Origin of the sequence: Sinomonas sp. B1-1 (assembly GCF_050474465.1) — a bacterium.
In the GTDB taxonomy this organism is placed as follows: Bacteria; Actinomycetota; Actinomycetes; order Actinomycetales; family Micrococcaceae; genus Sinomonas; species Sinomonas flava.
This window is the reverse complement of sequence record NZ_JBCHVF010000001.1, coordinates 745427-757126: the sequence shown is the minus strand read 5'-3', so window position 1 is coordinate 757126 and position 11700 is coordinate 745427. Positions and strand designations below refer to the sequence as shown.

Genomic DNA, 11700 nt, shown 5'->3' with positions numbered 1-11700 from the left:
CGGGGGCGCGCGCGACTCGCGCCGAGAGGCCCCCGAGGGAGCGCCCGCATGGAAGTGGTCATCGTCAAGGACGCCCGCGAGGCGGGGCGGCTCGCCGCCTCGGCGGTCACTGAGCTGCTCGCCCGCACGCCGGACGCGGTCCTCGGCCTCGCGACCGGGTCCTCGCCGCTCCCGCTCTACGACGAGCTGGCCCGCAGGAGCACCGAGGAGGGGCTCGACCTCTCGCGGGCCACCGCGTTCGCCCTCGACGAGTACGTGGGCCTTCCCCGCGACCATCCCGCGTCCTACCGGAGCGTGATCCGGCGCGAGTTCTCCGAGCGCGTCACGATCGACCCGGCCCGCGTCCACAGCCCCGACGGACTCGCGGGCGACCTCGTGGCCTCGTGCGCCGCGTACGAGGACGCGATCCGCGACGCGGGCGGGATCGACCTGCAGATCCTCGGGCTCGGCGCCGACGGCCACATCGGCTTCAACGAGCCCGGCTCCTCGCTGGCCTCGCGCACCCGCATCAAGACCCTCACGGAGCAGACCCGGCGCGACAACGCACGCTTCTTCTCCTCGCTGTCCGAGGTGCCCCACCACGTCGTGACCCAGGGCGTGGGGACCATCATGGATGCCCGGCACGTGGTCCTCCTCGCCGCGGGTGCCGCGAAGGCACAGGCCGTCCACGGCCTCGTGGAAGGGCCGGTCACGGCGATGTGCGTCGGCTCCGTGCTCCAGTTCCACCCGCACACCACCGTGATCGTCGACGAGGCTGCCGCGTCGGCGCTGCTCCTGGCCGACTACTACCGTCAGGTCTACGACGGCAAGCCGGACTGGCAGGGCCTCTGACCGGCCGCCCCACCCCGGGCGCGACTACCATGAATCCATGACCACGATGCCTCCGGACCCCTTCAGCTCACAGCCCGGCGACCCGTACGGCGCCGACCCGCGTGACCCGGCCCGCGGCGGATCCACCGCCACGATCGAGCGGGAGGAACTGCGCGAGGAGCTCGAGCCGGGCGACCGCGAACGCTTCTCGCACTACGTGCGCAAGGAGAAGATCATGGAGTCCGCGCTCACCGGCGAACCCGTGATCGCACTGTGCGGCAAGGTGTGGACCCCCGGCCGCGATCCCAAGAAGTTCCCCGTGTGCCCCACCTGCAAGGAGATCTACGAGGGCCTGCGTTCCGGCGGAGACGACGACAAGGCGTGACCCGGGGACGGGGATCCCCGGCCGGTGACGACGTCGACGACGGTGCCGGCGGGCTCCTTTCCCCGCCGTACCGGGCGCTCGTCGTCGGGCTCCTCGCGATCGTCACGTGCGGTGCGTTCGAGGCGATGGCCGTCACGACCGCGATGCCGGTCGTGGCAGCCGAGCTCGGCGGGCAGGGCTCCTACGGGCTCGCCTTCTCGCTCTTCCTCACCGCCTCGATGGCCGCGACCGCCGCAGCGGGGCCATGGTGCGACGCCAGGGGCGCGCGGCCGGCGCTCCTGACCGGCCTCGCGCTCATGTTCTCGGGCCTCGTGCTCGGCGGCGCCGCGACCGACTTCGGCCTGTTCACGCTCGGCCGCATGGTCTCCGGGCTCGGCGCCGGGTCGATGATCGTCGCCGTCTATGTCGTCATCGGGCACGCGCTCCCGTCCGCCCTCCAGCCGGTGATGTTCGGGTGGTTCTCGGCGGCGTGGGTTGTGCCGTCGCTCGTCGGCCCGTACGTGTCGGGGCTCCTCGCGCAGCATGTCAGCTGGCGCTGGCCCTTCCTCGGCGTCGCCCCGATCGTCCTTGTCGCCGTGGCGCTCGTGTGGCCGCGCGTGCGCTCCCTCGGGCCGCCGGCCGCCCCCGAGGGAGGCGGCCATGACGGGCGACGGCGCGCCCTCCGGGGCGCGGCGCTCGCCTGCGGCGTCGGTGCGACGCAGTGGGCGCTCGTGTCCGCAGCCGACCCCGGATCGAACCTGAGGTCCGACGCGCCGGCCCTCCTCGCCGCCGTCGGTGTCGCCGGGGCCGCCCTCGCGGTGCTGTCCGTTCCCCGCCTCATCCTCGCCGGCACGTGGGTCGCCCGCAGGGGCCTGCCGGCCGTCATGGCGGTGCGCGGCCTCATCACGTTCGCCTTCTTCGGCTCGGAGGCGTTCATCCCGCTGATCCTCGTGAACCGGTACGGCCTCGAACCCTCGATCGCCGGCCTCGCGCTCACGGGCGGCGCCCTCGGCTGGACCGCGGGATCCTTCGCACAGGCCCGCTCCTGGCTGCCGCGGCGCCTCTACCTGGTCCTCGGGCCGGCGGCCGTCGCCGCGTGCCTGGCCGCCGTCGCGCTGTCCGTGGGCACCCAGGCGACCCCCTGGGCGATCGCCCTGTGCTGGTTCGTCGCCGGGGCGGGGATGGGCCTGTCGATGTCGACGACCTCCGTCCTGACCCTCGAGCTCAGCGACGCGGCCGAACGCGGCCGGAATTCGGCCAGCCTCCAGTTGGCCGATATGCTCGGTGGAGTGATTGGAACCGCCGGAGCCGGAACGCTGTACGCCCATATGCTCGATTCGGGCAGCGCCCCGGGGGCGGCGGGCTTCGCCCTCATCGCCGCGGTCCTCTCGGTTCCCGCGCTCTTCGGCGCGCTCGCAGGCCTGCGCGCCCACGCGCCGTCGTCCGCCGACCAGGAGGCGCGCCGCGCATGACGGACACCCTCTTCGGCGGCGACCCGTCGTCGCACTCCGGCGCGTCGCCCATGGCCCTGCCCCCCGCCTATCCGGAGCGGGCCGCGTGGGGCACCGCTCCCAAGCTCCGTGCCTGGCAGCAGGAGGCGCTCGACAAGTACCTCGCCCTCGCGCCGCGGGACTACCTCGCCGTCGCAACTCCCGGCGCGGGCAAGACCACGTTCGCGCTGCGGGTCGCCTCGACGCTCATCGAGCAGGGCGCCGTCAACCGCGTCACGATCGTCGCGCCGACGGACCACCTCAAGCGCCAGTGGGCGGACGCCGCCGCGCGGGTGGGCATCGCGATCGACCCCAACTTCAAGAACGCCGACGGCGCGCACGGACGCGGCTTCATGGGCGTCGCCGTGACGTACGCCCAGGTCGCGAGCAAGCCCCTGCTGCACCGCGCCAAGACCGAGGCCGCGCGCACGCTCGTGATCCTCGACGAGATCCACCACGGCGGCGAGTCGCTCTCATGGGGCGACGGGCTGCGCGAGGCGTTCGACCCGGCGGTCCGGCGCCTGGCCCTCACAGGCACCCCGTTCCGCTCGGACACGTCTCCCATCCCGTTCGTCGAGTACGCCGAGGATGCGGACGGCATCCGCCGCTCCAAGGCGGACTACACCTACGGCTACGGGCAGGCGCTGCGCGACCATGTGGTCCGGCCCGTGATCTTCATGGCCTACTCGGGCCAGATGCGCTGGCGCACGAGCGCCGGGGAGGAGATGGCCGCCTCGCTCGGCGAGGCCGCCGTGACGAAGGACATCACCGCCCAGGCATGGCGCACCGCCCTCAACCCGCAGGGGGAGTGGATCCCCGCCGTCCTCGCCGGCGCCGACCGCCGCCTGACCGAGGTGCGCCGCTCCGTCCCGGACGCCGGCGGCCTCGTCATCGCCACCGACCACGACGACGCGCGCGCCTACGCCGGGCTGCTCAAGAAGGTCTCGGGGGAGTCGCCCACGGTGATCCTCTCGGACGACGCGAAGGCCTCGAACAAGATCGAGGAGTTCTCCGCGGGGGACAAGCGGTGGATGGTCGCCGTCCGCATGGTGTCCGAGGGCGTCGACGTGCCGCGCCTCGCCGTCGGCGTCTACGCGACCTCCACCTCGACGCCGCTGTTCTTCGCCCAGGCCGTGGGGCGCTTCGTGCGCGCACGACGGCGCGGGGAGACGGCGTCGGTCTTCCTGCCCTCGGTGCCGCAGCTGACTGCACTCGCGAACTCGATGGAGGCGGAGCGCGACCATGCGCTCGACCGCCCCTCGAAGGATGAGGACGGGCTCATGGACCTCGAGGAATCGCTCATGGACGAGGCCAACCGCGAGGAGAAGGCCTCCGACACGCTCGTCAAGGGCAAGTACGAGGCCCTCGAGTCGCAGGCGGCGTTCGACCGCGTCCTGTTCGACGGCGGCGAGTTCGGCATGGGCGGCGACGTCGGCTCCGACGAGGAGCTCGACTTCCTCGGCATCCCCGGCCTGCTCGACGCCGACCAGGTGGCGACCCTGCTGCGGCAGCGGCAGCAGGACCAGGTCTCGCGCCGGAAGGGCCGGCCGGCGCCCGCGACGTCGTCCCCCGCGGGGGTCCCGGACCACCGGCGGCTCATGGACCTGCGCAACGAGCTCGCGAAGAACGTCTCCGCGTGGAGCGCGCGCACGGGGACCCCGCACGGGGTCGTGCACAACAAGCTGCGCGAGCTGTGCGGCGGCCCGGCCGTTGCGCAGGCCAGCGAGGACCAGCTCCACGCTCGGCTCGCGAAGCTGCGGGACTGGTTCGTCGGCCGCACCTGACCCCGCCTCCCGTCTGGGGGTCACCTCCTGGGGGTCACCTCCTAGGGGTCACCTCCTGGGGGTCACCTCCTGAAGGTCAGGTCCTGACGGTGGGCCACAATGGAGTCATGGCCCCAGCGCGCGCACTCGTGATCGTCGACGTCCAGAACGACTTCTGTGAGGGAGGTTCCCTCGCGGTCGACGGCGGAGCCGCCACCGCGTCGCGGATCACCTCATTCCTCGCGGACCACGCGGACGACTACGACGCCGTCGTCACCACCCAGGACTGGCACGTCGACCCCGGGAGCCACTTCTCCGACCAGCCGGACTTCGTCGATTCGTGGCCCGAGCACTGCGTCGCCGGGACGGACGGGGCCGCCTTCCACCCGGGCCTGGAGCTCGCGGGCGTCGACGCGATGTTCCGCAAGGGCCAGTATGCGGCCGCCTACTCCGGGTTCGAAGGCCATCTTGCGCAGTTCGGGGACGCCCAAGGCGACTCGGACGACTCGCCCACGCTCGACGAATGGCTTCGGGAACACGGGATCGGCGCCGTCGACGTCGCGGGCATCGCGACCGACTACTGCGTCAAGGCAACAGCGCTCGACGCCGCGGCGGCCGGCTATGAGACCCGAGTCCTCCGCGAGCTGTGCGCGGGGATCGCCGGCGACCTCGGCCCGACATACCGCGACCTCGAAGCGGGGAACGTCACGCTCGCCTGATGCCCGTCTGGAGGTCACCTCCTGGAGTCACCTCCTGAGGGACTCTGAAGGTCACATTCTGGGGGTCACCAAGTGCGAGTTTCTGTGGACAAGCGCGGCGAACCCGACGCGGCGTCGAACATTATTGGTCCATGACTGCACGAGATGACCTCCCGGCGGACCTCCACGATCGCGCCTTCACGTTCGGTGCCGCCAGACAGGCCGGGGTTTCCGTGAGCAGGCTGCGAGCACACGACCTCGAACGCTGGAGCAGGGGCATCTACGGGCCGGCTGGGCGGGAGGTAAGCCTTCGGGAGCGCGCCGAAGTGCATCTGGCTGCGACCGCGGACGCCTGGGTCTCGCACCGGACAGCGGCCGCTCTCCAGGGCATGTTCCTCCCGCCCTGGGTGGACGACCATGCGCAGATCCACTTGAGCAAGCCCAGTCACCTCCCGCGCGCTCGCAGGAAGGGGGTTGCTGGCCATCGGGTGCGGATCCGGCCCGGCGAACTCCATCACGTCGACGGGCTCCTCATGACTACGCCCGCACGTACCTGGCTGGACCTCGCCGTGGAGCTCGGAGAGGAGTTCCGGGTCGCCCTTGGCGACCAGCTCATCAGGCGTCCGAGGCCCGGGCTGGAGAAAGGCCGTGAGAAGCCACTGGCCACCACATCCGAACTGAGGGAGCTCCTGGACGCCCACGTGTGGATGAAAGGCGTCGGATTGGCGAGAGCCGCGCTCGAGCACATGCGCGTCGGAGCCGATTCGGTACCCGAGTCGCTCCTCCGCCAGGCGATTGCCGCGGCCGGTCTCCCGGAGCCAGAGCTCCAGATCTCACTGGTCCCGCTGGACCCATACTCGCCGTCCGGTGACATGGGGTACCCCCGCATCAAGCTGGTGATCCAGTACGAGGGTGCGCACCATGACGATGAGGCCCAGAGGCTTCGGGATACCCGACGGGACCGGGCATTCCGCGATGCGGGCTGGACAGTCCTCCTCGTTCGGCTGGAGGACCTGAGGGACGGCTTCCGCGCCGTCATACGCGAGATCCGCGGGTATCTGGCAGCTGCGGCGGCGTGACGTGCAGGACCTCGGATCAGGAGGCGACCTTCAGGAGGTGACCTTCAGGATGTGACCCTCAGGAGGTGACCTTCAGATGGAACGGGAAGGGACGGCACTGGGGAGGTACCCCGCAGCTCAGGCCCCGCCGCCTCACCCCGCAGCCCAGACCCCGCCGCTCGGTCCTCCCCGCCTGTGCCCCGCCCGGGCTCAGTACTCTTCGTAGACCGTCGGGATCGCGGGCTCACCGCGGTGCATCCGGTGCACCGAGGCCGGCAGCTCGGCGAGCGAGGCCGCGTGCCGCTCCCGCGCCTTCGTGACTCCCTCCGCCCCGATCCAGCCGGGCTTGAGCTCGCCGTCGACGATGAAGTGCTGCAGGAGCGAGCGGTCGTTGCCGTCGTCGACCGGACGCCGCCCGATCCCGACGACCTCGTGCGACGCGACGCCGCGCTCGTCGAGCCGGCGCAGCGCGTACTTCCGCCCGCCCACGCTCGCCTTGTTCTTGGCGGCCTTCGCGACCGAGACGAACTCGCCCGAGTCGTCCGTGTGGGCCACAAGCTTGTAGACCATGGACGCTGTCGGCGCCCCGGAGCCGGTCACGAGCGCGGTCCCGACGCCGTAGGCGTCGACCGGCGCCGACTGGAGCGCGGCGATGGCGTACTCGTCGAGGTCCGAGGTGACCATGATGCGCGTGTTCTCGTTGCCGAGTTCGTCCAGGAGCTGCCGCACCCAATGGGCCTGGTCGATGAGGTCCCCGGAGTCGAGCCGCACGGCGCCGAGCCTGTCGCCCGCGATCTCCACAGCGGTGCGCACGGCCCGCTCGACGTCGTACGTGTCCACGAGCAGCGAGGTTCCCGGCCCCATGGAGGCGACCTGCGCCTCGAATGCCTCGCGCTCCGTGTCATGCAGGAGGGTGAAGGAGTGCGCCGCGGTGCCCACCGTGGGGATGCCGTAGCGGAGGCCCGCCGCGAGGTTGGACGTGCTGGAGAAGCCCGCGATGACGGCGGCGCGCGCCGCAGCGACCGCCGACTCGTCGTGCGTGCGCCGCGAGCCCATCTCGATGCAGGGCCGGCCGTTCGCCGCTGTCGTCATGCGCGAGGCGGCGGAGGCGATCGCGGAGTCGTGGTTGAGGACGGACAGGATGTACGTCTCGAGGATGCACGCCTCGGCGAAGGTGGACTCGACGATGAGGATGGGGGAGTTGGGGAAGTACGCCTCGCCCTCGGCGTAGCCGAACACGTTGCCGGAGAACCGGTATCCGGCGAGGAAGTCGAGCGTCTCGGCGTTGACCACGTGCGTGCGCTCGAGGAAGGACAGTTCCTCGTCCGTGAAGCGGAACTTCGTGATGCCCTCGAGGAGCCTCCCTGTGCCCCCGACCACGCCGTAGCGGCGTCCGTCGGGAAGCCTCCGGGCGAAGGCCTCGAACACGCACTGCCGGTGTGCGGCCCCGGAATGGAGCGAGGCCTGGAGCATGGTGAGCTCGTAGTGGTCCGTGAACAGCGAGGTGCGGGGCTGGTCCCAAGGGCTCGTTTCGGTCACGGAGCCACTCTATCGGGCCTGCCTAGAATGGAGCCCATGAGCATCAGCGTGGCCACCGAGCCCTCCCAGGAGGTCGCCGGGCAGACCCAGGAGAGGGAGGACGCCTCCCGGCTGACGCCGTGGAACCTCGTCGTGTGGAATGACCCGGTCAACCTCATGAGCTATGTCAGCTACGTCTTCCAGACCTACTTCGGGTTCTCGGAGTCCAAGGCGGAGGCCCTCATGATGCAGGTGCACACCGAGGGCCGCTCGATCGTGGCGCAGGGCTCGAAGGAATCGGTCGAGCAGCACGCCGTGGCGATGCACACCTTCGGCCTGTGGGCCACCGTCGAAAGGTCCGGGCAGGATGGCTGAACCGTTCACCTATGGGCGCCGCGGGATCGCTGCCCGGTTCGAGGACGCGGAGCGCGAGCTCCTGCGGGGCCTGTTCAACGACGTCATCGGCATGCTCGAGGTCGGCCCGGCGGACGCCGATCCGCTCGAGGCCCTCGTGGGACTGACCCCCAACGCCGCCGAGCCGGAGGATCCGGCGCTTCTGCGCCTCCTCCCGAACGCGGTCAAGGACGACGCCGAGTCCTCCCTCGAGTTCCGCCGCCTCACCGAACGCTCGCTGAGGGAGAGCAAGGTGGGAGCGCTGCGGGCGGCGGCCATGGGCCTCGAGTCGGGACACGTGCTGCTCGACGACGCCGCGTCACGGCACTGGTCCACGGCGCTCAACGATGTCCGGCTCGTCCTCGCCGAGCGGCTGGGGATCCGCACCGAGGAGGACGCCGAGCGGATCCACGGGATCACGGACTGGGCGGAGGCGGACGACGTCGAGAAGTACCTCGCGCTCGTCTACAACTTCATCACGTGGCTGCAGACCACGCTCGTGGAGGCCATGCTCGATGCGCACCGGGTGCGGCTGAACGGGGGCGCGAATGGCTGAGCTGGCACCCTCCGAGCGGCCCATCGGCATCTTCGACTCCGGGGTCGGCGGCCTCACGGTGGCCCGCGCGGTGATCGACCAGCTGCCGAACGAGTCGGTCGTGTACGTCGGCGACACCGCCCACGGCCCCTACGGACCGCTCCCGATCGCGGAGGTCCGCGCGTTCGCGCTCGGGGTCATGGACGAGCTCGTCGACTCCGGGGTCAAGGCCCTCACCATCGCCTGCAACTCGGCGTCCGCCGCAGTCCTGCGCGATGCCCGCGAGCGGTACACGGCCCGCTACGGCATCCCCGTGATCGAGGTCATCCAGCCCGCCGTGCGCAGGGCTGTCGTCGCGACCCGGAACGGACGGGTCGGCGTCATCGGCACGAGCGCGACCGTCGGCTCGCGGGCCTACGAGGACACCTTCGCGGCCGCGCCGGAGCTGCGGATCACCTCGGCGGCCTGCCCTGAGTTCGTCCCGTTCGTCGAGGCCGGTGTCACCACGGGCCCTGAGCTCCTGGCCGTTGCGGAGGAGTACCTCGCCCCGCTCAAGGCTGCCGAGGTGGACACGCTCGTGCTCGGGTGCACGCACTACCCGCTCCTGACGGGCGTGATCTCGTATGTGATGGGGGACGGGGTGACCCTCGTCTCGAGCGCGGAGGAGACCGCCAAGGACGTCTACCGGGCGCTCGTGACCCACGGGCTCGAGCGGACGGCGTCGACGCCTCCCGTGCACCGCTTCGTCGCGACGGGCGACCCGGCGCAGTTCGAGGTCCTGGCGCGGCGCTTCCTGGGCCCCGAGGTGCAGGGGGTGCAGCACGCGGACCACGTCTCGGCGAGGTACCCGACAGCGAGCCTGGCGCAGATCACCCCGGAGATGCTCGCAGAGGCCCGGTCCCGCGGCGGGTCGGCCCGGATCTCCCACTTCGCGGCCATCGATGAGGGCAGGATGGCACCGTGAAGCTCACCATCGTCGGCTGCTCGGGCTCCTTCCCGGGTCCGAGTTCCCCGGCATCCTGCTACCTGCTGACCGCCAACGACGGCGAGCGGGACTGGCGCATCCTCCTCGATCTCGGCTCGGGGGCGCTCGGCGTGCTTCAGCGCTACATCCACCTCTCCGACATCGACGGCGTGCTCCTGAGCCATCTCCACCCGGACCACTGCATGGACCTCACGGGCCTGCACGTGGCTGTGCACTGGGATCCGAACGGCTGGACGGCCGGCCGTGTGCGCGTGTGGGGCCCGGCGGAGACGCCCAAGCGCATCGTCACGGCGCTCGACATGGAGCCGCCGGCGGATCTCGACGAGGACTTCGAGTTCCACCGCTGGAGCGCGGGCGAGAAGATCGAGCTCGGGCCGTTCACCTTCGAGGCCTTCCCCGTGCGGCACCCGATCGCCGAGCCGTATGCGATCCGCGTCGAGGCCTCAGAGCCCGGCGCGGACGGGACCGTCCGGCGCAGCATCCTGGCCTACTCGGGGGACACGGACTCGTGCCCGGAGCTCGTGGAGGCGGCACAGGGCGCCGACCTGTTCCTTTGCGAGGCCGCGTACCACGAGGGCCGCGACGACGCGATCGACGGCGTGCACCTCACCGGGCTGCGTGCCGGCCAGGCGGCGCACGACGCCGCCGCGAAGCGCCTGCTCCTGACCCACCTTCCGGTGTGGAACGACGCGAACCGGTCAGTCGCCGAGGCGCAGGAGGCCTACGACGGGCCGATCGCGGTCGCCGTCGCGGGCGTGCACTACATCGTCTGAACCCACCGGCCCATTCATCGGGCGCCGCGGAGCCTGTTCATCTCCCGCGCAACCTGCGCCTCGGTGGGCGTCCGCGTCCAGTAGACGTCCCACGCGTGGGCGATGAGGCCGATGGCCCAGCCGCCCATCGGGAAGGCCGGCCAGAAGAACGAGGCTCCCGTCATGGCCCAGATGAGGACGAGCAGTCCGTTGACGAGCACGTACATCAGCAGGTGCGTGCGGAAGTCTGCCTTCTTCTTGAGCGATTCGAGGGCGCGCATCCGCAGCGCCGCGTCCCCTCCCGGGTGCATGCCGTCGCCGGGGCCCGCGCCCTTGCTGAGATCGACGTCCATCGCAGCCCCTCCAGAGCTCGAGCGCCTCCGACGGTGTGCCCCGTCGAAGCCCACGATAGGGCCGCGGCCATCGCGGCCGACAGGGCCCAAGGTCACCGGCGCGGAGAGCCTAGAGCACTTCGAGCGGGACCGGGTGGAGGGGTGCCGGGAACGCGGCGTCGAGCGCCGCGAGCTCGTCGGGATCCAGCGTCAGGTCGAGGGCGGCGCGGTTGGCCAGGACGTGCTCCGCACTGGACGCCTTGGGGATCGCGATGACTCCGGGCAGGCGGAGGACCCATGCGAGGGCGACCGCCGCCTCACCCACACCCCGCCGCCTGGCGATCGCGGCGAGGGTCGTGTGCCCGAGGAGCCGCGACTGTTCGATCGGGGAGTACGCCATGGCCGGGATGCCCGAGCTCTGGAGGCGGGGGAGGAGGTCAGCCTCGATCCCGCGCCGCGTGAGGTTGTAGAGGATCTGGTCGGTCTGCAGACCGGAGGGGCCGGTCGCCCCTGGGATCGCCTCGAGTTCGGCGAGGTCGTCAGGGCCGAAGTTGCTCACGCCCCAGGCCCGGATCTTGCCTTCGGCCTGGAGCGCGCTCAGTGCCTCGACGGTCTCCGCGAGGGGTGCGCTGCCGCGCCAGTGGTAGAGGTACAGGTCGAGGTAGTCCGTGCCGAGGCGCCGAAGGCTCGCCTTGAGCGCAGCCGACGTCCCGCGCCGGGTCGCGTTCCACGGCAGGACCTTGCTCACGAGGAAGACCTCATCGCGCCGGCCCGCGATGGCCTCTCCCACGAGCTCCTCCGCCCGGCCGTCGCCGTACATCTCCGCGGTGTCGATGAGCGTCAGGCCGGCGTCGATGCCCGTGCGGAGCGCCTTGATCTCCTCATCGCGGCTCGAGACGGAGTCGCCCAGATACCAGGTCCCCTGTCCGAGTGCCGGCACGGCGGTGCCATTGGGCAGGGTCACGGGGCGCATATCGTCGGCCATGCCGCTGAGTCTATAAG

At 71.3% G+C, this 11700-nt stretch carries 13 protein-coding genes; 10 read left to right on the top strand and 3 right to left on the bottom strand.

What is annotated here, in order from left to right; genetic code table 11:
* The first annotated feature begins 48 nt into the window (after window positions 1–48).
* The 6 genes from nagB to ACQ5BE_RS03530 all read left to right on the top strand — a co-directional run bounded on the left by nagB (window position 49) and on the right by ACQ5BE_RS03530 (window position 6204).
* Window positions 49–831, top strand: coding sequence for a glucosamine-6-phosphate deaminase (gene nagB / locus ACQ5BE_RS03555; RefSeq protein WP_430295504.1), 783 nt, complete (start codon window positions 49–51; stop codon window positions 829–831).
* A 37-nt stretch (window positions 832–868) separates the two neighbouring features.
* Window positions 869–1195: a DUF3039 domain-containing protein gene (locus tag ACQ5BE_RS03550; protein ID WP_413248028.1), complete on the top strand. Its 327-nt coding sequence runs from the start codon at window positions 869–871 to the stop codon at window positions 1193–1195.
* Window positions 1192–2646: an MFS transporter gene (locus ACQ5BE_RS03545; protein ID WP_430295503.1), complete on the top strand. Its 1455-nt coding sequence runs from the start codon at window positions 1192–1194 to the stop codon at window positions 2644–2646. The genes ACQ5BE_RS03550 and ACQ5BE_RS03545 overlap by 4 nt, the downstream gene beginning before the upstream one ends.
* Window positions 2643–4448 (top strand): DEAD/DEAH box helicase, encoded by a 1806-nt coding sequence (locus ACQ5BE_RS03540; RefSeq protein WP_430295501.1) that lies wholly within the window; start codon window positions 2643–2645, stop codon window positions 4446–4448. The genes ACQ5BE_RS03545 and ACQ5BE_RS03540 overlap by 4 nt, the downstream gene beginning before the upstream one ends.
* Before the next feature lie 107 nt (window positions 4449–4555).
* On the top strand, window positions 4556–5146 hold the full coding sequence (locus tag ACQ5BE_RS03535) for an isochorismatase family protein (protein WP_430295500.1): 591 nt from the start codon (window positions 4556–4558) through the stop codon (window positions 5144–5146).
* 131 nt (window positions 5147–5277) lie between these two features.
* Window positions 5278–6204, top strand: coding sequence for a DUF559 domain-containing protein (locus tag ACQ5BE_RS03530; RefSeq protein ID WP_430295499.1), 927 nt, complete (start codon window positions 5278–5280; stop codon window positions 6202–6204).
* Window positions 6205–6393: 189 nt separating this feature from the next.
* On the opposite strand, the gene ACQ5BE_RS03525 is transcribed toward ACQ5BE_RS03530, so the two are convergent.
* Window positions 6394–7722, bottom strand: coding sequence for a nicotinate phosphoribosyltransferase (locus tag ACQ5BE_RS03525; RefSeq protein WP_430295498.1), 1329 nt, complete (start codon window positions 7720–7722; stop codon window positions 6394–6396).
* 36 nt (window positions 7723–7758) lie between these two features.
* Between ACQ5BE_RS03525 and clpS the strand changes: the two genes are divergently transcribed.
* From clpS to ACQ5BE_RS03505, 4 genes are read left to right on the top strand one after another with little or no spacing between them, the layout of a single operon-like run.
* Window positions 7759–8076: an ATP-dependent Clp protease adapter ClpS gene (gene clpS, locus ACQ5BE_RS03520; protein WP_255405223.1), complete on the top strand. Its 318-nt coding sequence runs from the start codon at window positions 7759–7761 to the stop codon at window positions 8074–8076.
* On the top strand, window positions 8069–8650 hold the full coding sequence (locus ACQ5BE_RS03515) for a DUF2017 domain-containing protein (protein ID WP_430295497.1): 582 nt from the start codon (window positions 8069–8071) through the stop codon (window positions 8648–8650). The genes clpS and ACQ5BE_RS03515 overlap by 8 nt, the downstream gene beginning before the upstream one ends.
* Window positions 8643–9593 carry a glutamate racemase gene (gene murI, locus ACQ5BE_RS03510; protein WP_430295496.1) on the top strand — a complete coding sequence of 317 codons (951 nt, stop codon included), beginning with the start codon at window positions 8643–8645 and terminating at the stop codon, window positions 9591–9593. Before ACQ5BE_RS03515 ends, murI begins: the two co-directional genes overlap by 8 nt.
* On the top strand, window positions 9590–10387 hold the full coding sequence (locus tag ACQ5BE_RS03505; RefSeq protein ID WP_413248020.1) for an MBL fold metallo-hydrolase: 798 nt from the start codon (window positions 9590–9592) through the stop codon (window positions 10385–10387). Before murI ends, ACQ5BE_RS03505 begins: the two co-directional genes overlap by 4 nt.
* 14 nt (window positions 10388–10401) lie before the next feature.
* Here ACQ5BE_RS03505 and ACQ5BE_RS03500 read toward each other — a convergent pair whose 3' ends face one another.
* The gene (locus tag ACQ5BE_RS03500; protein ID WP_208709143.1) at window positions 10402–10719 is read right to left on the bottom strand and encodes a 2TM domain-containing protein; all 318 of its coding nucleotides are present in this window, start codon (window positions 10717–10719) and stop codon (window positions 10402–10404) included.
* Window positions 10720–10828: 109 nt separating this feature from the next.
* Window positions 10829–11683, bottom strand: coding sequence for an aldo/keto reductase (locus tag ACQ5BE_RS03495; protein ID WP_430295495.1), 855 nt, complete (start codon window positions 11681–11683; stop codon window positions 10829–10831).
* Between the last annotated feature and the right edge of the window lie 17 nt (window positions 11684–11700).